Source organism: Plantibacter lichenum, assembly GCF_050587525.1.
In the GTDB taxonomy this organism is placed as follows: domain Bacteria; phylum Actinomycetota; class Actinomycetes; order Actinomycetales; family Microbacteriaceae; genus Plantibacter.
In genome coordinates, this window is sequence record NZ_JBOBFT010000008.1 from 12,386 (window position 1) to 33,629 (window position 21,244).

The 21,244-nt window shown below is 69.9% G+C and carries 16 protein-coding genes; 7 read left to right on the plus strand and 9 right to left on the minus strand.

The window, feature by feature from the left end; translation table 11 throughout:
• Positions 1–37 precede the first annotated feature (37 nt).
• Both ACQ3HB_RS12005 and ACQ3HB_RS12010 read left to right on the plus strand, forming a co-directional pair.
• Entirely contained in the window at positions 38–1,423 is a 1,386-nt protein-coding gene (locus ACQ3HB_RS12005; RefSeq protein WP_430920507.1) for an MFS transporter, read from the plus strand.
• Entirely contained in the window at positions 1,401–2,936 is a 1,536-nt protein-coding gene (locus tag ACQ3HB_RS12010) for a pyridoxal phosphate-dependent decarboxylase family protein (protein WP_430920294.1), read from the plus strand. Before ACQ3HB_RS12005 ends, ACQ3HB_RS12010 begins: the two co-directional genes overlap by 23 nt.
• A 45-nt stretch (positions 2,937–2,981) precedes the next feature.
• Here ACQ3HB_RS12010 and ACQ3HB_RS12015 read toward each other — a convergent pair whose 3' ends face one another.
• The 3 genes from ACQ3HB_RS12015 to ACQ3HB_RS12025 are packed head-to-tail and all read right to left on the minus strand — an operon-like array spanning position 2,982 to position 5,947.
• The gene (locus ACQ3HB_RS12015; protein WP_430920295.1) at positions 2,982–4,148 is read right to left on the minus strand and encodes an Mrp/NBP35 family ATP-binding protein; all 1,167 of its coding nucleotides are present in this window, start codon (positions 4,146–4,148) and stop codon (positions 2,982–2,984) included.
• Entirely contained in the window at positions 4,141–4,671 is a 531-nt protein-coding gene (locus ACQ3HB_RS12020; protein ID WP_430920296.1) for a DUF1003 domain-containing protein, read from the minus strand. The genes ACQ3HB_RS12015 and ACQ3HB_RS12020 overlap by 8 nt, the downstream gene beginning before the upstream one ends.
• On the minus strand, positions 4,658–5,947 hold the full coding sequence (locus ACQ3HB_RS12025; protein WP_430920297.1) for a magnesium transporter MgtE N-terminal domain-containing protein: 1,290 nt from the start codon (positions 5,945–5,947) through the stop codon (positions 4,658–4,660). Before ACQ3HB_RS12025 ends, ACQ3HB_RS12020 begins: the two co-directional genes overlap by 14 nt.
• A 106-nt stretch (positions 5,948–6,053) precedes the next feature.
• Here ACQ3HB_RS12025 and ACQ3HB_RS12030 point away from each other — a divergent pair, with 106 nt between their 5' ends.
• Positions 6,054–6,560, plus strand: a complete 507-nt coding sequence (locus ACQ3HB_RS12030) for a YflT domain-containing protein (RefSeq protein WP_430920298.1) — start codon at positions 6,054–6,056, stop codon at positions 6,558–6,560.
• Between the two features lie 95 nt (positions 6,561–6,655).
• Here ACQ3HB_RS12030 and ACQ3HB_RS12035 read toward each other — a convergent pair whose 3' ends face one another.
• Entirely contained in the window at positions 6,656–8,113 is a 1,458-nt protein-coding gene (locus tag ACQ3HB_RS12035) for an aminopeptidase P family protein (protein ID WP_430920299.1), read from the minus strand.
• Between the two features lie 55 nt (positions 8,114–8,168).
• Positions 8,169–9,236: an endonuclease/exonuclease/phosphatase family protein gene (locus ACQ3HB_RS12040; RefSeq protein WP_430920300.1), complete on the minus strand. Its 1,068-nt coding sequence runs from the start codon at positions 9,234–9,236 to the stop codon at positions 8,169–8,171.
• 69 nt (positions 9,237–9,305) lie between these two features.
• Here ACQ3HB_RS12040 and ACQ3HB_RS12045 point away from each other — a divergent pair, with 69 nt between their 5' ends.
• Positions 9,306–10,190 carry a PHP domain-containing protein gene (locus ACQ3HB_RS12045; RefSeq protein WP_430920508.1) on the plus strand — a complete coding sequence of 295 codons (885 nt, stop codon included), beginning with the start codon at positions 9,306–9,308 and terminating at the stop codon, positions 10,188–10,190.
• Positions 10,191–10,387: 197 nt separating this feature from the next.
• Here ACQ3HB_RS12045 and ACQ3HB_RS12050 read toward each other — a convergent pair whose 3' ends face one another.
• Positions 10,388–11,848 (minus strand): DEAD/DEAH box helicase, encoded by a 1,461-nt coding sequence (locus ACQ3HB_RS12050; protein ID WP_430920301.1) that lies wholly within the window; start codon positions 11,846–11,848, stop codon positions 10,388–10,390.
• Positions 11,849–12,030: 182 nt separating this feature from the next.
• Between ACQ3HB_RS12050 and ACQ3HB_RS12055 the strand changes: the two genes are divergently transcribed.
• Positions 12,031–12,753 carry a ferritin-like fold-containing protein gene (locus tag ACQ3HB_RS12055; RefSeq protein WP_430920302.1) on the plus strand — a complete coding sequence of 241 codons (723 nt, stop codon included), beginning with the start codon at positions 12,031–12,033 and terminating at the stop codon, positions 12,751–12,753.
• A gap of 115 nt (positions 12,754–12,868) precedes the next feature.
• Here the strand turns inward: ACQ3HB_RS12055 and ACQ3HB_RS12060 are convergent, their stop codons facing one another.
• Positions 12,869–13,171 (minus strand): hypothetical protein, encoded by a 303-nt coding sequence (locus ACQ3HB_RS12060; protein WP_430920303.1) that lies wholly within the window; start codon positions 13,169–13,171, stop codon positions 12,869–12,871.
• Positions 13,172–13,176: 5 nt separating this feature from the next.
• Positions 13,177–13,401 carry a DUF3107 domain-containing protein gene (locus ACQ3HB_RS12065; protein WP_430920304.1) on the minus strand — a complete coding sequence of 75 codons (225 nt, stop codon included), beginning with the start codon at positions 13,399–13,401 and terminating at the stop codon, positions 13,177–13,179.
• Between the two features lie 142 nt (positions 13,402–13,543).
• Here ACQ3HB_RS12065 and ACQ3HB_RS12070 point away from each other — a divergent pair, with 142 nt between their 5' ends.
• A complete protein-coding gene (locus tag ACQ3HB_RS12070; RefSeq protein WP_430920305.1) occupies positions 13,544–16,795 on the plus strand; it encodes a PD-(D/E)XK nuclease family protein in 3,252 nt (1,083 codons plus the stop codon).
• A complete protein-coding gene (locus tag ACQ3HB_RS12075) occupies positions 16,792–20,064 on the plus strand; it encodes a UvrD-helicase domain-containing protein (protein ID WP_430920306.1) in 3,273 nt (1,090 codons plus the stop codon). The genes ACQ3HB_RS12070 and ACQ3HB_RS12075 overlap by 4 nt, the downstream gene beginning before the upstream one ends.
• Here the strand turns inward: ACQ3HB_RS12075 and ACQ3HB_RS12080 are convergent.
• Positions 19,971–21,233 (minus strand): phosphotransferase, encoded by a 1,263-nt coding sequence (locus ACQ3HB_RS12080; protein ID WP_430920307.1) that lies wholly within the window; start codon positions 21,231–21,233, stop codon positions 19,971–19,973. The two genes, ACQ3HB_RS12075 and ACQ3HB_RS12080, sit on opposite strands and share 94 nt — an antisense overlap.
• Between the last annotated feature and the right edge of the window lie 11 nt (positions 21,234–21,244).

The window sequence follows — 21,244 nt, forward strand, 5'->3', positions numbered from 1 at the left end:
CTCGGGCTCGCCCAGCTACACTGCGTTCATGGACGCGATGGAGCGGACGCCTGGGTCGATCCCGGCACGCACGAAGATCCCCGCCGGGACCATGGCGCGGTATGCCATCGGCTCGATCGGCACGGGAGGGTTCGCCACGCTGCCGGGGCTCGTGCTCGTCTACTACCTGACGGACACGCTCGGGGTTTCGGCACTGCTCGCGGGTCTCGTGGTCACGATCGCGAAGATCTGGGACGTCCTCATCGACCCGGTCATCGGGGCCAGGAGCGATCGCAGCCTCGCGCACACCGGTTCGCGGCGACGATTCATGCTCATGGGCGCCATCGCACTGCCCGTGTTCTTCGTGCTGACTTTCCTCGTCCCCGTCGGCACGCCGGCCATCGCTGCTGCGATCTGGGTGATGGTCGCATTCGTCCTGTGCGCGACGGCGTTCAGCCTGTTCCAGGTGCCATACATCGCGCTGCCTGCGGAACTCGTGCAGGACTACGATGCGCGGACGCGGCTCCTCACCTGGCGCGTCGTGGTCCTCACCTTCGCGATCCTGCTGTTCGGTGCAGGCGGACCGATCCTCCGCAGCGCGGGTTCGGACGCCCACCAGGGCTATGCGATCATGGCGGTCGTCGCGGGCGCCGTCATCGGCGGCGGCATGATCATCTCCGCGACCGTTGCGCCGAAGGGCGCGCCGACCTCGCCGTCTGACATGCAGCCCACGAAGGCAGGGATCGCCGATCACTACCGCACGGGCATCGCGGTCCTCCGCCGCAGCCAGCCGTTCCGTGCGCTCCTCCTCACCTTCCTGCTGCAGGGACTCGCGACGGGGGTCATGCTCGCGACCGCGAACTACGTCGCCACCTGGGTCCTGCACTCCGAGGACGCGGTCACCCTCCTGTTCCTCGCGCTCATCGCACCGGCGTTCGTGTTCGCGCCCGTGTGGGGCGCGGTCGCCCGTCGCATCGGCAAGGAGCGCGGGTTCTTCATCGCGAGCACCGTCTTCGCCGTCGCCGCGCTCTCGCTCACAGGCCTGCTGTGGGCGCCAGGTCCCTGGCTCTACGTCTCGGTCGCTGTCGCCGGCGCGTGCTACGCGGGAATGCAATCGCTCCCGATGGCGATGCTGCCGGACGTCATCACGCACGATGCCGCCACGCACGGAACGGGATCGGCAGGATCGTTCGGCGGCGTGTGGACGGCGGGGGAGACGACCGGCATGGCGCTCGGAGCGACCCTGCTCACGGTGGTGCTGGCGCTCACCGGATACCTCGTCCGGACCGCCGGGGTGGACGTCGTGCAGCCTCCCGAAGCGGTGTCGGGCATCGTCCTCTCCTTCAGCGTCCTGCCGGCCGCCCTCGTCCTCATCAGCCTCGTGAGCCTCTCGAGGTACCGTCTGCGAAAGGACGACATCGATGTTCGAACGCCTACCGTCTGAGGTCCTCGCCGAATTGGCGACCCTGCGAGAGCGCGACGCGCCGACCCACGGCGGGCACGTGCTGTCCTACGTGTACGACCCGGGTGTCGCGGAGCTCGACGAATTGGCGGCCTCGGCGATGCTCGCGGTGCAGTCGGTCAACGGTCTCGACCCGACGACGTTCCCCTCGGTCGCCGCGATGGAGCGGGACATCGTCTGGTTCGTGCGGGCGATGCTGCACGGGAGAGCGGTGGACGGGGACGACGTCCCGAGTGACGGCACGGGCCCGGACACCGAGGTCGTCGGGTCGGTGACGAGCGGCGGCACGGAGAGCTGCCTGCTCGCGGTGAAGACCGCACGCGACGTGTGGCGAGCGGCGGGCGGGACCGGGACCCCCGTGCTCCTCGCCCCCTCGACCGTGCACGCCGCCTTCCACAAGGCCGCATGGGCCTTCGGCCTCGAACTCGACCTCGTGCCGGTCGATGCGGCGACGGGAACCCTCACCGCAGACGCGCTCGTCTCGCGACTGTCTGACCGGGTCGCGCTCGTGGTGTGCTCCGCGCCCGGCTATCCGTTCGCGGCGCTCGATCCGATCGAGGAGGTCGCCGCCGCGTGCGCGGAACGCGGGATCGCCCTGCACGTCGACGCGTGCATCGGCGGCTTCGCGCTGCCCTGGTGGGATGTGTCTCGCGCGGACGGCGACGACCGAACCCTGCCCGCCTGGGACTTCCGCGTCCGTGGCGTGACGAGCATCTCGGCCGACGTCCACAAGTACGGGTACTCGCCGAAAGGCGCCTCCGTGCTCCTGCAGCGAGGCCGCGATCGGCAGCGGCACCAGTACTTCGCGCTCTCGAACTGGCCGGGGTACCCCGTGGTCAATCCGACGCTGCTCGGCTCAAAATCGGCGGGCGCGCTCGCCGCGGCGTGGGCGATCGTCCAGGCCCTCGGCGACACGGGCTACGCGACGCTCGTCGGTGCCGCGCACCGGGCCACGGACGCCCTCGAGGAGCTCGTCTCCGGCATCGACGGGCTCCGGGTGCTCGGGGATCCGACCGGGCCGCTGTTCGCCGTCTGCGCGGACGAGGACGTGCCGCCGGACCGCCGGGTCGATCCGCATCACTGGGCCGATCGCGTCAAACGGTCCGGCTGGCTCATCCAATCGCAGCCGGGTCTCATCCAGGGCGACGGCACACGATTGCCGCACACGACCCACCTCACGGTCACGCCCGTGACGGAGCAGGTGCTCGAGCCGCTCGGCGCCGCGCTCATCGCGGCGGCCGACGAGGTGCGCGGCGTTCCACGGATCGAACCGGAGGCGGTGCTCGCAGGCTTGAGCGCTTCGCTCGGCGGTGCACCACTGCCCGAAGCGCTCGATAGCGCGACGTCGTGGCTGCTGCTCGAACGGCTGGGGGTCGGCGCCGGTGGTGCGATGCCGTCCGAGATGGCGCCGCTGCTCGCCCTCATCGAAGCCGTGCCGTCGAACATCGCCGAACGGCTGCTCATCGAGCTCATCGCGAGGCTCGTCGAACCCTGAAGTCGAGCCGTGATGCGGCGGCGCGGCGGTGGCCCAGGACGCGACTCAGCGGGTGGTGACGCCGAGCTTCAGGCCGGCGAGGCCGCGTCTCCGGGTGGCGAGTCGGTCCGCGACGCGCTGGATCGCCATGGCCGCGGGGTCCTCCGGATGGCCGAGCACCACGGGGAGGCCGTCGTCGCCGCCCGTGCGGAGGCCGATGCTGAGCGGAACGCTCGCGAGGAGCGGGACGGGAAGCTCCTGGCCGACGGACAGCCGGTCGGCGACCTCCTGGCCGCCGCCCTCTCCGAACAGCGAGAGCACCGAGCCGTCGGGCTGGGCCATCCCCGCCATGTTCTCGATGACGCCGTAGACGCTCTGACCGGTCTGCCGAGCGACGATGCCGCTGCGCTCCGCGACCTCGGCGGCAGCGGGCTGCGGGGTCGTGACGACGATGACCTCCGCACCCGGGAGCAGCTGACCCACCGAGATCGCGACGTCGCCCGTCCCCGGGGGCAGATCGAGGAGGAGCACGTCGAGATCGCCGAAGTACACGTCCGTGAGGAACTGCTGGATCGTGCGATGCAGCATCGGCCCGCGCCAGGCGACGGCGCCGGACGCCCCGCCCTCGGACTGGTCGAGGAACATGCCGATCGAGATGACCTTCACGTCGTGGGCGACGGGCGGGAGGATCATGTCGTCGACCTGCGTCGGCTTGGTCGTGACGCCCTTCACGGTGAGGCCCAAGAGGCCGGGGATGGAGAAGCCGTGCACGTCGGCGTCGACGAGTCCGACGCGGAGGCCCTTCGCGGCGAGTGCGACCGCGAGGTTCGCGGTGATCGTCGATTTGCCGACGCCGCCCTTGCCGCTCGTGATCGCGTAGACGCGGGTGAGCGAGTCCCCACCGAACTGCACAGTCCTCGCCGCTCTGCCGCCGCGGAGCCGCTCCGTGAGCGCCTGGCGTTCGGCGACGGACATCACCTGGACGTCGATGTCCGCGCCGGTCACGCCGGATGTGGATAGCGTCGCTTCGCGGACATCACGTTCGATCGTCGTCGCGGCGGGACAACCGACGATCGTCAGTTTGATGACGACCGAGGCGATGCCGTCGGCGGAGACGGTGACATCGCCGACCATGTCGAGCTCGGTGATGGGTCGGCGGATCTCCGGATCCACGACGCGCCCGAGCGACACCCGGACCGCGTCGGCAGCCGCGGACGCAGTCGGTTCAGCCACGCCGATCCTCCGCCCCAGCCTCCTCGGCCTTGTCGCGTTCGAGTTCTTCGAGGAGGGAGCGCAGTTCCGCGCGGATGAAGTCCTTCGACGCCATGTCCTTGAGTGAGAGGCGCAGGGCGACGACCTCGCGGGCGAGGTACTCGGTGTCGGCCAGGTTGCGCTCGGCGCGCTGACGGTCCTGCTCGATCTGCACGCGGTCGCGGTCGTCCTGACGGTTCTGCGCGAGCAGGATCAGGGGAGCGGCGTAGGAGGCCTGCAAGGAGAGCACGAGGGTCAGGGCGATGAAGCCGAGGTCGACGGAGTCGAACCGCAGGGACTCGGGGCCGAGACTGTTCCACGCCATCCACGCGATGACGAACATCGTGAGGCCGAAGAGGAACCAGGGCGTGCCCATCGCACGGGCGATCCACTCGGTGAACCGACCGAAGCGGTCGTCGGAGCCGCGGGAACGACCGGAGCGCGCCCCGCCGCGGAGGCCCTTGGGGGCGTCGAGCCGGACTTCTGCGCGGTTACCTCGTGCCATGACCTGTCCTCCTCTGCGGTGAATGCGCTACCTGTTCGTCGTTCTCGTCGATACTTCGCCAGTCGTCGGGGAGCAGATAGTCGAGCACATCGTCAATCGTCACCACCCCGAGGAGTCGGTGCGCCTCGTCGACGACGGGCACCTGGACGAGGTTGTAGCTCGCGAGGATGCGGGAGACCTCGGCGGCCGAGGTGTCGACGCGCGCGGGGTCGAGACTCTGGTCGAGGAGCGTGCCGAGGCGTTCATGGGGCGGGTACCTGAGCATCCGCTGGAAGTGCACCATGCCGAGGAACCGGCCCGTGGGGGACTCGTAGGGCGGCAAGGTGATGCAGACGCCGGCCGCGAGGGCCGGGGCGAGCTCCGACCGGCGGATGGACGCGAGCGCCTCCGCGACGGTGGCATCGGCCGACAGGATGATGGGCTCGGTCGTCATGAGCCCACCGGCGGTCTCCGGGTCGAAGCGCAGCAGCATCCGGACGTCTTCCGCCTCCTCCGGCTCCATGAGCTCGAGGAGGTGCTCGCCACGGTCCTCGGGAAGCTGTGCGATGAGGTCTGCTGCGTCGTCCGGCTGCATCTGGTCGAGGACGTCCGCCGCCCGGTCGTCGTCGAGGCGCGCGAGGATGTTGACCTGATCGCTCTCCGGCATCTCCTCGAGGGCATCGGCGAGGCGGTCGTCGGAGAGTTCCTCGGCGACCTCGATCATCCGGTCCTGGGGGAGGTCGAGGAGGGTGCTGGCGAGGTCGGCCGGCTTCAGGTCCGCGTAGGTCGCGATGAGCTGTTCGGCGGACTGCGCCTCACCGGCCTCCTGCTCCTCTCTGATCTCGCTCCACGAGGCGAATGTCGTGCTGCCCTTGGCGAAGAGGGACGCGCTCGTCTTGGGGCGGCGGACGAACAGCTGCTCGACCTCCCACTCGCCCGGGCCCTTCTCCGCGATCGCGACGTCCTCGATCGAGGCCTCGCCGGAACCGTTGCGGAACACGACGCGACGACCGAAGAGCTCCGCGATCACACGGACCTCGCCGCCGCGTTGTTCGAAGCGGCGCACGTTGATGAGGCCGGTCGTGATGATCTGGCCGCTGCCGATGCTCGTGACCCGGCCGATCGAGACGAAGACCCTGCGTTTCCCGGGGATCTCGACGATGAGACCCACCACCCGAGGGGGTTTCGCAGTGCGATAGACGACCAACACGTCACGCACCTTGCCCACACGGTCGCCCGCGGGGTCGAAGACGGTGCACCCGGCGAGCCTGGCGACGAACACTCTGGTGGCACTCACGGTTCCAATCTACCCGCCGGGGGACCGGTCGGTTCACGGAACCGGGCTCCGCAGCAGCCGATCCCGCTCACAGCGCAGGACGGCGCCGGGATGAGAGGATTGACGCATGAGTGATCCACGGATGTTCAGGAAGCGGAACGCGCCGAGCTTCGCCGCGATCCCCCGCGGCGAGACGGTCGCGAGCTTCGGCACCTACGAGGAGGCGCAGCTCGCCGTCGCATCGCTCGCGCACGCGGACTTCCCGGTGAGGGAGGTGTCGATCATCGGATCCGACCTCAAGAGCGTCGAGCGCGTCACTGGGAAGCTGAGCTATGGCCGCGCGGCCGGTGCGGGAGCCGTCAGCGGAGCCTGGCTCGGGCTCTTCCTCGGTCTCGTCCTCATCATCTTCAACCCTGCGACGAGCCTCGTCCTGCTGGGTGCAGCCGTCCTCATGGGCGCCGCATTCGGCATGCTGTTCGGCATCGTGTCCTATTCGGTCACACGTCGTCGCCGGGACTACACCTCGGCGACCCTCGTCGTCGCGACGAGCTACGACGTCATCGTCGGTTCGGAGCTCGCGAACCGGGCGCGGAACCTCCTGGAGAACCCGCAGGCGGGCGCCCCGCAGCAATAGGGGCCAGCGCTCCGGCACGAACGACGAAACGGCGATGCACCGGGTGCATCGCCGTTTCGCGTCGTTCAGGGGTGGAGCTCGTCGGGCCGGTCGGCTCAGCGGGCCAGCCAGGCTTCGACCTCGTCGGCCGTGCGGGGGATGCCCGCGGAGAGGTTCTCCGCGCCGTCGGCGGTTACGAGGATGTCGTCCTCGATGCGGACGCCGATGCCGCGGTACTCGGCCGGGACCGTGAGGTCGTCCGGCTGGAAGTACAGGCCGGGCTCGATCGTGAAGACCATGCCGGGCTCCACGATGCCGTCGTAGTACATCTCGCGGCGTGCCTGCGCGCAGTCGTGCACGTCGATGCCGAGGTGGTGGCTCGTGCCGTGCACCATGTACCGGCGGTGCTGTTGGTTGTCGGCTTCGAGCGCTTCCTCCGCCGTGACGGGGAGGAGGCCCCACTCCGCTGTGCGCTTGGCGATGACGGCCATCGCGGTCGCGTGGACCTCGCGGAAGCGGATGCCGGGCTTCACGATCGCGAAGGCGGCGTCGGCCGCCTCACGGACCGCTTCGTAGACGCGGCGCTGCACGTCGGTGAAGGTACCGGAGACCGGGATCGTCCGCGTGATGTCCGCCGTGTAGTAGCTGTCGAGCTCCACGCCGGCGTCGATGAGGATGAGGTCGCCGGGGACGACGGGCCCGTCGTTGCGCGTCCAGTGCAGGATGCACGCGTGCGGGCCGGACGCGGCGATCGTCTCGTAGCCGACGCCGTTGCCGTCGGCACGGGCGCGACCGTAGAAGACGCCCTCGACGAGGCGCTCGCCGCGGGGGTGCGCCGCGATGCGCGGGAGATCGGCCACGACGTCGTCGAAGCCGCGAGCGGTGGCGTCGACGGCGAGGCGCATCTGTGCGATCTCGTAGTCGTCCTTCACGAGTCGCATCGCGGAGACGAAGCTCGTGAGTTCGTCGTCGCGGTCGAGGACGAGGTCGTCGCCTCCGGCGCTGAAGGCGTCGAGGTGGGCGGTGCCGACGCCGAGGTCGGCCGCGACCTGCGCGAGCGAGGGGCGTGCGCCGATCCAGAACTCGCCGATCGCGGCGTTCGTGTAGAACTCGTCCGTGTCGCGGCCCGCGCGCTCGCGGAAGTGGAGGACGACGTCGTGTCCGGTCTCGGTCGGCTCGAAGACGAGGACGCTGTCGGGCTCCGACTCGGAGCCCCAGCCGGTGAGGTAGGAGAACGCGGAGTGTGCACGGTAGAGGTAATCGGTGTCGTTCGAGCGCTGGCTCATGCCGCCGGCCGGCAGCACGAGGCGCTTGCCGGGGAACGCCGCCGAGAGCCTGTCGCGTCGTGCGGCCGTGAGCGGCGCGATGTCGCGCGCCGGTGGCAGCGGCTCATCACGATCGGCCCAGCCCGTGCCGATGAAGGCTTTGAAGCCTTCCGACCAGGCTGCTGCGCGGTTCGAGGTCGCTTCGGCCTGGACGGGGTTCGTCGCCTGAGCGGGAGTCTCGGCCGGGATGGTGGCCTGGTCCGGGTCTGCTGCGGTTGATGTCGCTGTGGAGTCTGCGTTGTTCGCCATGGCTCCATTGTCTCACCAGTGGCTGGGCGTGGATCAGGGGTGCGTCAGGGGTGCTTCAGGGCGCGGTGCGCGACTGCAGGGTGGCGACGATCGGTCGGTGGTCGCTGCCCGCCTGGTCGTAGTCGGTCAGGACCCGGAGTTTCGAGGTCGTCCACTCGTTCGTCGACATGACGTGGTCGATGGGCGAGCCGACCTGCGTGGGGACCGAGGTGGGCCAGGTGCCGAGTCCTGCGGTGCCGGTTGCCACGGCGGCGTCGTGGCACGTGCCGAAGTCGCCCGTGCCGGTGCGGAGCTTCCACATGTTGTCGACCGTGGCGTTGAAGTCGCCCGCGAGGATCGTGTTGCCTGCGCCCGTCTCGGCCGTGCCGTTCGTGTCGTCCGCGCACAGGCCGGAGAGCCACTGCAGATCGGACCGCCAAGCGTCCATCTCTGCCGGGAGCGGTGCGACGGCGTGCACGGCGACGATCGTCGGACCCTTGCCGTGCTCGGGCACCGCGACGACGCTCGGGAGCACGGAGGTGTTCGCGTTCTCGCCCGGCACGTCGGGGGAGGTGACCGAGTACGCGCCGAGCCCAGTGCTGATCAGCAGGCTCGTGGAGCGTGCTTTCAACTCCGTGCCGAAGGAGACGGTGTGGGAGATCATCGGCCGAGCCGCAGCGGCCATGGCGGTGGCGACCGCGTCGGCCGTCTCAGCGGTCGTCTCCGGCAGGGCGATGACGTTCGCGCCGTACTTCACGGCGACGGCCGCGATCGTGCTCGCGTCGACCGAGTCCCCGAGCGTGTTCCAGGAGAGGACCGTGATCTCGGACGAGGAGTCGTCCTGGCCCGTCGTCGGGGTGCCGTCAGGGGTGATGCCGCGCTGCACGACCACGATCGCCGATGCGACGGCGAAGAGGATGAGGAGACCGGCCATCGTGCCGGCGAACGCGCGCAGTGGCTTGGCGAGTGCGAAGAGGAGGAAGACGATGGCGAGCACGACCGCGACGACGATCGCGAGGCCCCGCAGCGAGACGACCTGAGCAACGCCGAGCGTCTGTTCCAGACCGAAGAATTGGGGCCAGGCTGCCACGGCGAGCACGATCGCGATGACGATCGTGACGAGGGCACCCAGTGTTTTCCACATCCTCGTCAGCGTAGGTCGGGGCCCTGGGAGTACGCCGCGCGGTTCACCGGAGACTAGTGTGGATGCGTGGTGAATGCTCGTGGAATCCAGGGTCCGGCGGATCTGCACACCCATTCGAGCGTGTCCGACGGGACCGAGACGCCCACGCAGCTCATGCGGGCTGCAGCGGCCGCCGGGCTCGGCACGATCGCCATCACCGACCACGACTCCACGGCGGGATGGGCGGAAGCCGGCGCGGAGGCGCAGCGACAGGGCCTCACCCTCCTCCCCGGCATGGAACTCAGCACCAAGTACGAGTGGCGGAGCGTGCACCTGCTCGCCTACCTCGTCGACCCACTGAACGGCGAGCTGGTCAAGGAGACCGCGAAGATTCGCGAATCACGCCTGCGCCGAGCCGAGGGCATCGTCGCCCGCATCGGCTCCGACTACCCGCTGTCCTGGGCCGACGTCCTCGCGCAGACCTCCGAGGGGACGACGGTCGGACGCCCGCACATCGCCGACGCACTCGTGGCCCTCGGCATCGTGAAGACGCGCGGCGAGGCGTTCGACGGCATCCTCCACCCGCGGAGCGGCTATTACGCGCCGCACTACGCTCCCGATCCGCTCACGGCCGTACGCATGGTCCGCGCGGCCGGAGGCGTCCCCGTCATCGCGCATCCCGTCCCTGCTGGACGCGACCGGATGCTGCCGGAGGCGTACTTCAAGACGCTCACCGACGCGGGACTCTTCGGTCTCGAGATCGACCACCGCGAGAACACCGAGGAGGGCAAGCTCGTCGTCCGCAGGATCGCTGCGGAGCTCGGCCTCGCCGTCACGGGGTCGAGCGACTACCACGGCACGGGCAAGCCCAACCGGCTGGGCGAGAACACGACTGCCATCGAGGTCGTCGAGCGCATCGTCGCCGAGGCGACGGGCTCCAGCCCCGTCGTGCCGAACGGCGCCGCGACGCTCTGAGCCGGTTGTCGTCCGCCCGAGCCGTTCGACACGGTTCGATCGTGATTTCCGTGATCGCGGCTGCTCTGGGAGCGGCCGCCCTGATCGCGACTGCTCTGAGATCGGTCGCCGCGCACACGCCATCCCGCCGACGACGAAGCGCGCCCCGGAGTACCGGAGGCGCGCTTCGTGCGGTTCGGCCCTGAGGGGCCGCTGGATCAGACGGTCGGGGTCGGGGGTGCCGAGCGACGCGTACGGTTGCGGCGGCGCGGTGCACTGTTGCCGTCGCGGTGCTGTGCGCCCTGGCCGTCGTGCGTGCCGGTCGCGGGCTCGGAGCGCTCGACGGCGTCCGTGGAGGCGGGCTGTCCCTGGCCGCGCGTGCGGGTGCGACCGCGGGCCGCGCCCGAGCGTGAGGACTGACGGTCGGAGCCGCCGGTCGAACCGGAGCCTCCGCCCGAACCGGACTCGCGGCGAGGGGCGGCCTCGACGGGCTTCGCCGACTTCAGGCGGCCCTTCGTCCCCTCTGGGATGTCGAGGTCGCTGAACAGGTGCGGGCTCGACGAGTACGTCTCGGTCGGTTCCGGCTGACCAAACTCGAGCGCCTTGTTGATGAGCGCCCACTTGTGCAGGTCGTCCCAGTCGACGAAGGTGACGGCGATACCGGTCTTGCCTGCGCGGCCCGTTCGACCGACGCGGTGCAGGTAGGTCTTCTCGTCCTCGGGGATCGTGTGGTTGATGACGTGGGTCACGTCGTCGACGTCGATGCCACGGGCCGCGACGTCGGTCGCGATGAGGACGTCCTTCTTGCCGGCCTTGAACGAGGCCATGGCGCGCTCGCGCTGCTCCTGGTTGAGGTCGCCGTGCACGGCCGCTGCGTTGAAGCCGCGGTCGGCCAGCTCTTCGACGAGCTTGGCGGCCGCGCGCTTCGTGCGCGTGAAGACGACGGTCTTGCCGCGGCCCTCGGCCTGGAGGATGCGGGCGATGACCTCGTCCTTGTCGAGCGAGTGCGCCCGGTAGATGAGGTGCTTGATGTTCGCCTGCGTGAGGCCCTCATCCGGATCCGACGCGCGGATGTGGATGGGCTTCGACATGAAGCGACGAGCGAGGGCGACGATCGGACCGGGCATCGTCGCCGAGAACAGCATCGTGTGTCGGCCGGCCGGCGTCTTCGAGAAGAGCTTCTCGATGTCGGCGAGGAAGCCGAGGTCGAGCATCTTGTCGGCCTCGTCGAGGACCATCTCCTCGATGCTCGACAGGTCCAGCAGACGCTGGTTGTTGAGGTCGATGAGGCGGCCAGGGGTGCCGACGACGATCTGTGCGCCGGCCTTGAGCTGTTCGATCTGGCCCTCGTACGCCTTGCCGCCGTAGATGGAGACGAGCGTGGTGGAGCGGTTCGAGATGAGGATCTCGATGTCTTCGGAGACCTGGACGGCGAGTTCGCGCGTGGGGACGACGACGAGCGTCTTCACTCCGGGAGCGGGGTCGAGGCCCAGTCGCTGCACGATCGGGATGCCGAAACCGAAGGTCTTGCCGGTGCCGGTCTTGGCCTGGCCGATGATGTCCTGGCCGGAGAGTCCGAGGGGGATGGTCTGTTCCTGAATGGGGAACGGTTCGAGAATGCCTTTGGCGGCGAGGGCGTCGACGATGTCCTGGTCGACCCCGAGATCACGGAAAGTCACGTATGTACCTGTCAGTGCGATTGTGGTTCTACACCTTCGATTGCACACAGGTGTAGGGTCCCGATCCAGCGCCGGGACGGGTCAAGTCTACCCGGGAGGCCCTGAACGACCGCCAGACACCCGCAGGGTGGCCGGACCGGCGGGTGCGAACGGGCGAGGGGAAGTGCAACTAGGCTGAGCGGGTGGTTGTTTTGTTTGGGCGCCGTCGGCGTCGTCCCGGCACGGATGTGCCCCGGTTGCGCTCACGCGGCGAGACCGTGTCGACGACGAAGGTCGACCTCCACGAGCTCGCCCCGAGCACCGACGAGTTCCTCGGCCAGGTCGCGCAGCTGCAGCTCGGCTTCTTCCTCACGCTCGGCCTCGCGGTCGAGCACGCGCCGACCGAGGCGGATCGCGAGATCCTCGCCGCGTCGGCAGCGCTCACGCTGACGAAGCACCGCGAGCTCATCGCGCAACTCCGCCGTCGCCACGACGACCCGGAACCGCTCCTCCAACCGTACGCGGCGCAGCGAGACGATTTCCAGCGCATCCTCCGCGGCGAGAGCTGGGACGAGCTCCTGCTCGGCGTCTACGTGACGCGCGGGTTCCTCGACGAGTTCTTCGTGGAGGTCGCGAGCGGCCTCGATGGCGCCGATGCCCGCGAGCTGGCCGCGATCGTCGCACCGGCTCCGGGGGAGGACCCCATCGCCGGCATCCTGCACCGCGTGATCGCGGCGGAACCGAAGCGCAGTTCCTCGCTCGCGATGTGGGGACGCCGTCTCCTCGGCGACACGATGCTCGTCGCGCGTTCGGCGCTCTCCACCGAGAGCAAGTCGCTTCCGGACGACTCGCGCGTCGAGCCCGTCTACACGGAGCTCATCGCCAACCACACGAGGCGGATGGACGCGCTCGGCCTCACCGCCTGAGCACTGGGGACTCGCCACCTGAGCCCTGCGGACTCACCGCCTGAGCACTGCGACAACGACGAACGGCCGATCAGTAATCTGATCGGCCGTTCGTGTCGTGCTGGGTGAGGCGACGTCAGACGACGACGGGCGCCTTCTGGAGCCGTTCGAGCAACTCGGCGTCCTTGGCCGTGCGGACTCGTCCGAGGACGAGGTCGGCCGCGACCGCGGTGAGCGCGGACGCCACGAAGGTGATGACCCAGATCCAGGCGCCGTCCCACGGCATGCCGGCCCACGTGAGGGCGACCCACACGATTGCGGCGGCCGCCGTGGCGATGGCGGGGATCAGCGCTGCACCGTGCTGGTCGCGCTGCGGGAGCAGGTATCTGGCGGCGAGACCGATGATGGCCGCGCCGAGCACCACGAACAGGAGTTCCATGGGGACTAGCCCACGAATCCGACGCGGCGCGACTCCTCGCTACCGATCTCCACGTAGCCGATGCCGGCGGTGGGGATGATGTACTTGTTCCCCTTGCTGTCCGTGAGGGACAGGACTTTCGCGTCAGACTCGAGCGCAGCAGCGACGGCCTTCTCGATCTCGGACGCCGGTTGGGACGTCTCGAATCCGATTTCGCGGGGGCTGTTCAGGATTCCGATGCGAATTTCCACCTTGAGTGCCTTTCGGTTGCGTAGCCCCAGACTACGGGAGTTCGCCGGGTGTCCGGAGCCGTTCGGCGGTAGCTGTGAGCGAACAGGCCGGCACCGCCGCGGCGGCCCGTCGATGTCTGCGGCCTCGGGTAACGTGCGATGCATGACGAACCAGGACGCCGAGCACCGGTCCGGCGCCACGAGGCTGGACGAATCACCTGCCGCTGCTGGAGCCGCTGCTGCCGGAAGCGGTGTCGTGCTCGACCCGAGTCAGCGGGCCGTCCTGGACCTCCCGGACGGCATGTCGGCGGCGGTCCTCGGCGTCCCAGGCTCCGGGAAGACCCAGACGCTCGTGGAAGCGGTCGCGGAACGCATCCACGGCCGCGGCTACGGCACGGACGAAGTGCTCGTCATCGCGGCGTCCCGCACCTCGTCGCAGGTCCTCCGCGACCGGTTGGAGCGCCGCGTGGCGCAGGCCACCCCCGGCGCGCTCGCCCGCACCGCCGTGTCCGTCGCCATGGAGGTCATCGCCGCGTCCGGCGCCTTCGTCGGTGGCGCGCGGCCACGCCTCCTCACGGGCGGTGAGCAGGACCAGACCATCGCCGACCGACTCCTCGGCGATGAGGAGGCCGGGGTCGACCTCTGGCCTGCCGAGCTCGGACCGGAGGTGCGCATCCTCCGCGGCTTCCGCACGGAACTCCGCAACCTCATGGAGCGGGGAGTCGAGCACGGCGTCGACCCGGACCGCCTCGAACGGCTCGGCCGCGAGCACGACCGCCAGGAGTGGATCGCCGCAGCCGGATTCATCCGCGGGTACCTCGCCGACGACTGGCGGGGGCACCTCACCCCGGCGTCCGCGCTCGCCGAAGCCGTGCGCATCCTCGAGGAGCCGCAACGACCGGACGACGCGTTCGCGGGTCTCCGCGTCGTGTTCGTCGACGACGCCCAGGAGGCGACGCACGGCGTGCTGCAGCTGCTCCGGGCGCTCGCGGCACGCGGGATCACGGTCATCGCGTTCGGCGACCCGGACATCACGACCGGCGCGTTCCACGGAGCCAGGGCCGACGCGCTCGGCCGTTTCGGACAGGCGCTCGGCGTTCCGGTGTCCACGCTCGCGCTCGAACACGCGCACCGCGGTGACGCCTCATTGCGCACGGTCGTCGACGACATCACCCGGCGCATCGGCACTGCTGGGGCCGGTCGCCACCGTCGGGTGGAGGCGGTCTCCGGATCGTCGGAAGCGGACGCGTCGTCGACCGGATCGACGGAGACGGACGCGGGCGGCTCGGCCGCGCTCGCCCGACCCGCCGGGCCGTCCGCCGCGACCGTCCTCGTCGGCTCGGCCGCCGAGCAGATCGCGGTGATCGCCAGGTTCCTCCGCGAACGGCACGTGCTGCACGGGGTCCCCTGGACGGAGATGGCCGTCGCCGTGCGCAACGGTGGGCTCGTCCCCGCACTCGAACGTGGTCTCGCCGCCCTCGAAGTCCCCACGAGCGCGTCGACGCGCGGTGAACCGCTCCGCGACCAGCGGGTGGTCCGCGCCGTGCTGCTCGCCTTGCAGGCCGCGCTCGGGCGTCTCGAATTCGACGCGGAGACCGTCATCGAACTCCTGCAGGGCGCGCTCGGCGGCATGGACGCCATCGGTGTCCGCCGACTCCGCGCGGCCCTCCGCCACGAGGAGCTCGCTCAGGGCCTCGACCGCAACGCCGACGAGCTCCTCGTCGAAGCGTTCGCGGTGCCGGCGTCGCTCGCGCTCCTCGAGACGCCGGCGGCCGCGAAGGCCCACGCCATCGCCGCGAGCGTCGCCACGGCCGCCGAGGAGGCGGCCGCCGGCGCCTCGGTCGAAGAACTCATCTGGGGCCTGTGGTCGCGGAGCAGGCTCGAACGCGTGTGGGTGCAGCAGTCGAAGGGCGTCGGGCAGACGGCGGAGGAGGCCAACCGCAATCTCGACGCGATCACGCAGCTCGCGGACTCGGCGCGGACGTTCGTCGAGACCGAGCCGGACACGCCGGCATCGGTGTTCCTCGACCGACTCCTCGAACAGGAGGTCGCCGACGACTCGCTCGCACCGCGCGGCCTGCGTCAGGCCGTCGTCATCGGCACCCCGGCGAGCATGATCGGGCTCGAAGCGGACACGATCGTGGTCGCCGGCCTCCAGGACGGCGTCTGGCCGAACCTCCGCGTCCGCGACACCCTGCTCGGGGCGACCGAGCTCGTCGACGTCCTCGAAGGCGTCTCCACTGCCACGACCGACGCGAGGCGGGCCGTCCTCCACGACGAGTTGCGGCTCTTCGCCCAGGCGGCCTCCCGGGCGTCGTCGGCGCTCCTCATGGTGGCGGTCGACGACGAGGACGAGCAGCCGAGCCCGTTCTTCAGCATCCTTCCTGCCCCGGACGCGCACCGCGCCGCGCTGCCGCCGCTCTCTCTGCGCGGCCTCGTCGGCACGCTCCGTCGCACGCTGACCGACGGCCGCCGGAGCATCACCGCCGAGGACCGCGAGATCGCCTCCGCCGCGCTCGCGATCCTCGCGGACGAGGGGGTGCCAGGGGCCGACTCGGCATCCTGGTACGGCATCGCGGCGCCGAGCACCGACGCGCCGCTCCGAGACCTCGCCGACGGCGACCTGCCGATCTCGCCGTCCCGGATGGAGGCCTTCGAGGAATGCCCGCTCAAGTGGGTCATCGATCAGCTCGGCGGCGGCTCGAACAACGCGGCCTCCGGACTCGGGACGATCATCCACAAGGCGTTGGAGGACGCCGAGTCCTCCGATGAAGCGTCCCTGTGGGCAGCGGTCGACGCCCGCTGGGGCGAGCTGCGCTTCGAAGCGGGGTGGGACGGCGTCGCCACGAAGGCGAAGGCGCGCGAGATGGTCGCGAGCCTCGCAGACTACCTCCAGGACGCCGAGCGCAACGGTGTCACGGCGATCGGCCGTGAGAGCCGGTTCTCGCTCCCTATCCCACTCGGTGGAGGACTCGAGGGCTCGGCCGTCCTGAGCGGTTCCGTGGACCGGGTCGAACGCCGACGCGGCGCGGACGGCGGCCCCGACCGCGTCGTCATCGCTGACCTCAAGACCGGTACGAGTGCTCCGACGGCAGACAAGGACGTCGCCGATCTCGCCCAGCTCGGCGCGTACCAGCTCGCGCTCGCGGAGGGAGTCATCCCCGGAACCGAGGACCTCATCCCGGCGGGGGCGAAGCTCATCGTCGTCGCGAAACGGACGAAGACGAAGCCGTTCCACGAACCGTCGCAGCCGCCGCTCGACGACGAGGAGCTCGAAGCGTTCCGGGATCGGGTCCGCCGCGATGCGATCGGCATGGCGAGCGCCGTGTTCGACGCCCACATCGGCACCCACTGCTACGGCGCCTACTCGTTCGGCGAGTGCGCCATCCACGTCGTGAAAGCGGTCAGTTCATGAGCACCTACTCCGCCGTCGCCCTCGCAGAAGCGCTCGAGCTCCCTCGCCCCACCGATCAGCAGATCGCGGTCATCGAAGCGCCGTTGGCGCCCGTGCTCGTCGTCGCTGGCGCCGGCAGCGGGAAGACCGAGACCATGGCATCGCGCGTCGTGTGGCTCCTCGCCAACCGCGAAGTGAGCGTGGGCGAGATCCTCGGCCTCACCTTCACGCGCAAGGCGGCGGGGGAGTTGGGGCAGCGGATCGGGAAACGCATCGACAAGCTGCGCTCCGTCGGCATCCTCGAGACCGAGGACGATGAACTGTTCGACCGCCCGAACGTCTCCACCTACAACTCCTTCGCGAACGCGCTCTTCCGCGACAACGCGCTGCTCGTCGGACGCGAACCGGAATCCGTCCTGCTCTCCGAGGCATCGGCCTGGCGCCTCGCGCGCCGCATCGTCGTCAGGCACGGCGACGTTCGTCTGGCGTCGCTCGGCAAACGCGTCGACACGGTCACGGAACTGGTCCTCGAGCTGAGCCACGAACTCGCAGAAATAGAAGGGACGACGGGAGAGGTCGTTGACTTCGCCGAGCGCTTCAGCCGCCTGGCGAACCTCCCGACCGGGACCACCAGGAAGGCCGCGAACTACCGAAGCGTGGACGACGCCGTGGCGGTCGTCGCCGCGTTGCCCGTGCTCATCGAGCTGGCAGAGCGGTACGCGGACGAGAAACGCCGACAGGGGCTCGTGGAGTTCTCCGACCAGGTCGCGCTCGCGCTCAAAGCGTGCGAGCGCTCGCCTCGCGTCGTCCAAGCGCAGCGCCAGCGGTACCGAGCCGTGCTCCTCGACGAGTACCAGGACACCTCCGTCGTGCAGACGAGGCTCCTGTCCACGCTCTTCGCGGACCACGCGGTGATGGCCGTCGGGGATCCGCACCAATCCATTTACGGCTGGCGCGGGGCGAGCGCGGCGAACCTCGCCCGGTTCTCCCTCGACTTCGGCCGCACCGTGGAGTCGACCCAGTTCAACCTGTCGACGAGTTGGCGGAACGACCGGGCCATCCTGGAAGCGGCGAACGTGCTCGTCCGGCCGCTGCAGGCCACCGGCGTCGAGGCGAGCGGCATCACCGTCCTCGACCTGGAGCCGAAACCGGGCGCCGGCCCGGGCCGAGTCTCCTCGGCGTACCTCGAGACGCGTGACGACGAAGCAGCAGCAGTCGCCGACTGGTTCGCCGATCGGCTCCTCGCGAAGCGCGGGGGCGACCCGATGAGCACCGCCGCGATCCTCTTCCGGGCCCGCCGCCCGATGGCCGCATTCGCGCAGGCCCTCGAAGCACGCGGCGTCCCGCACCACATCCTCGGCCTCGGCGGTCTGCTCTCCACCCCGGAGGTCGTCGATGTCGTCGCCGCGCTCCGCGTCATCCACGATCCCGGAGCGGGATCCTCGCTCATCCGTCTGCTCTCAGGTCCCCGATGGCGGATCGGCGTGCGAGACCTCGGCACCCTCACTGAGGTCGCCAGATACCTGCAGGCCGTCGACTGGCGGACCGGTCGGCACGATGCCGAGCTCGCGGCACGACTCCGGGAGTCGGTCGCAGACGACGACGGTCGCTCGATCATCGACGCGCTCGACTTCCTCGCGATGGAACGTGTCCCCGCGCGGCTCATCGAGCAGTTCAGCGAGGCAGCGGTCACGAGGCTCAAGGAGGCTGGGTCCGTGCTCGCGGGGCTCCGCAGGCGGGCGGGGAGCGGCCTGCCGGACCTCGTGCGAGCGATCGAACGAGAACTGCGCCTCGACATCGAGGTCATGGCGAACGAGTCCGGCGGCTCGACCGCGCGAGCCGAGGCCAATCTGCACGCCTTCCACGACCAGCTGACGGCGTTCCTGGCGAGCGATGAGGACGCGACGCTCGGCAGTTTCCTGTCCTGGATCGACCAAGCGCTGAAACGCGACAACATGGCGCCTGCCGTTGAACCGCCGGACCACGGCGCGGTGCAACTCCTCACGATCCACGGATCGAAGGGGCTCGAATGGGACCACGTTGCCGTTCCACGACTCGTGACAGGCGAGCTCCCCGCCGCCCCACGGGACGGCCTCGGCTGGGTGTCCCTCGGCAAACTGCCGTACGACTTCCGTGGTGACGCCGCCGAACTGCCGCGCCTGGCCTGGCAGGGCACCCGGACCCAGCAGGAGTTCGACCATCTGCTGCCTGATTTCAAGGCGGCGCTCCGTGACCGATCGCTCGACGAGGAACGTCGGCTGGCGTACGTCGCGGTCACCCGTGCACGCTTCGAACTCCTGCTCACCGGTTCGTTCTGGTCCACGGGGAAGACGCCGAGGAAGCCCAGCCAGTACCTCGTGGAGCTCGCAGAGGCCGGCCTCATCGACGCGCTCCCCGAGGCCTCGGAGGTCGAGGAGAATCCGCTCGACGAAGCGACGAGCGTGCTGCAGTGGCCGATGGATCCGCTCGGTCCGCGCCGCCCGCTCGTCGAACAGGCCGCCGCGGCGTTCGACCGAGCGAGGGTGGCGCTCCACCAGGGCACGGCCAGGACCGACCTCGGCCCGCTCGATCGCGATCTCGCCCTCCTGCTCGAGGAGCAGCGCCGCATCCAACAGGCGCAGCCGCTCACCGAGCTCCCCACACGTGTGCAGGCTTCCCGCTTCAAGGAGTTCGTGACGGATCCGGAGGGCATGCTCGAACGCCTGCGCCGCCCGGTTCCGCAGAAGCCGTTCCGCCAGACGAGGCTCGGCACGCGCTTCCACTCATGGGTCGAGGAGCACTACGGCCTGCACGGTCTGCAGGAGCTCACCGAGCCGCTGCCGGGGGAGGAGAGCATCGATCCAGCCGATCATGCGGAGGGGACGCCGTTCGAGGACGTCGCCGCCACCTTCCTCGCCTCGGAGTGGGCCGGCCTCCGCCCCGTGGAGGTCGAGACCGAGATCCACGTGCCGCTCGGCGATACCGGACAGGTCATCATCTGCAAGCTCGACGCCGTGTTCGAGCGCGATGGACGCTTCGAGATCGTCGACTGGAAGACGGGTGCCGTGCCGGACACGGATGAGGCACGCCGGAACGCGTACTACCAGCTGGCGCTCTACCGGTTGGCGTATTCGCACCACCGCGGGATCGACCCGGACCGCATCGACGCCGTGCTGTACTACGTGTCGCACGACGTCCGGCTGCGTCCCGAGCGGCTCTATTCGGAGGAGGAACTCCTCGCCGACTGGGTCGGGTCGATGGGCTTGGTGGCATCTGACGCGTCCTCGGAGGTGCCCCAGAGGTCGAACTGACCGGTTGCTTCGGCGTCGGAGCCGCGCGCACCGGTGCGGTTCTGCTCGTCCGAATCGTCGTCGTCGAACGGGCTGCGACCGGACCTCGAGTCGTCCTTGCCAAGCGCGCGTTCGAGTTCGGAGCGGTCGTAGGTGTCCGTCTGCATGGCGATGCCGGCGCTGGATGACGCGATGGGCGTCTGGTCGAGCATGGTCTCGACCTCGCCGACGCCGAGCACGGGGCCGGTCACGCCGGAGAGCGGGTCGCTGACGTCCCCGAGGACGTTGTCTACGAGGCCGTCGAGCATGGACACCGCGTCGTCGACGATCTCCGAGTCGTGGATGTCGTGGCCGTGGAGCAGCCATCTGGCGATTTCGAGTTCGGCGTAGAGGCGCGCGCGGACCGTGACGAGGCTGTCGGGGTTGCGGCTGCACGCGGACGCGTAGACGGCGAGCGTGCGCTCACCGATCTCGCCGAGGCTCGCGATCCAGTGCAGGTCGAGGGCCGGGTCGCCGACGCGCAGCGAACCCCACTCGATGACGCCGGACACGTGCGGGCGATCGCCGTCGCGTGCGATCAGGATGCGATCGGCTGCGAGTGCGCCGTGAATGACCGTCGGCTGGAACTGCCAGAGCGCGTGGTCGTCGATGGCCGCCTGCCAGCGTTCGCGGACGGCTGTCGGCAGGAGACGAGTCTCCGATGCGCGGGAGACGATGCGCTTCGCGTCGGCCCGGAGCTCGTCTGCGCCGAGGACGGGAAGGCCCGCCTCGGAGACGAAGGACGTGGGGAGCGAATGGATGGCGGCGATGGCCCGGCCGACCGAATCGTCGAGCGCTTCGTCGTGGCCGAGGGCCGCGGCATCGAGCGGGTGACCGGAGACGAAGGCGAACACCACGGCGCGGGTGCCGTCGAGCGGGGTCTGGCCGATGTAGGCGGGTGCGTCGAACGGGAGCCGGCTGCGGATGCCGTGCGAGAGCGAGCGGAGCGCGATGAGGTCGGCGCCCTGCTCCGTCTCGGCCTGCTGCGAGGTGGGCACGCGGATGATGAGCTCGCGTCCGTCCGCGGCGCGGAGGCGCGCTGAATCGAAGCTCCCGTCCCCTCCGGCGGTGTGCAGCGCCGAGTGCGAGAGGTCGAGGCCCGCCACAGCCGAGGTGGCCAACGCGGCTAGAGTGAGATGGGATCTGGCCATGACATCCAGGG

Bases quoted from the DNA above. Each gene is read 5' to 3' on its own strand.
- ACQ3HB_RS12080 (WP_430920307.1), bottom strand. From the start codon at position 21,233: ATGGCCAGATCCCATCTCACTCTAGCCGCGTTGGCCACCTCGGCTGTG.
- ACQ3HB_RS12070 (WP_430920305.1), top strand. From the start codon at position 13,544: ATGACGAACCAGGACGCCGAGCACCGGTCCGGCGCCACGAGGCTGGAC.
- ACQ3HB_RS12040 (WP_430920300.1), bottom strand. From the start codon at position 9,236: ATGTGGAAAACACTGGGTGCCCTCGTCACGATCGTCATCGCGATCGTG.
- ACQ3HB_RS12020 (WP_430920296.1), bottom strand. From the start codon at position 4,671: ATGGCACGAGGTAACCGCGCAGAAGTCCGGCTCGACGCCCCCAAGGGC.
- ACQ3HB_RS12035 (WP_430920299.1), bottom strand. From the start codon at position 8,113: ATGGCGAACAACGCAGACTCCACAGCGACATCAACCGCAGCAGACCCG.
- ACQ3HB_RS12030 (WP_430920298.1), top strand. From the start codon at position 6,054: ATGAGTGATCCACGGATGTTCAGGAAGCGGAACGCGCCGAGCTTCGCC.
- ACQ3HB_RS12010 (WP_430920294.1), top strand. From the start codon at position 1,401: ATGTTCGAACGCCTACCGTCTGAGGTCCTCGCCGAATTGGCGACCCTG.
- ACQ3HB_RS12005 (WP_430920507.1), top strand. From the start codon at position 38: ATGGAGCGGACGCCTGGGTCGATCCCGGCACGCACGAAGATCCCCGCC.
- ACQ3HB_RS12060 (WP_430920303.1), bottom strand. From the start codon at position 13,171: ATGGAACTCCTGTTCGTGGTGCTCGGCGCGGCCATCATCGGTCTCGCC.
- ACQ3HB_RS12075 (WP_430920306.1), top strand. From the start codon at position 16,792: ATGAGCACCTACTCCGCCGTCGCCCTCGCAGAAGCGCTCGAGCTCCCT.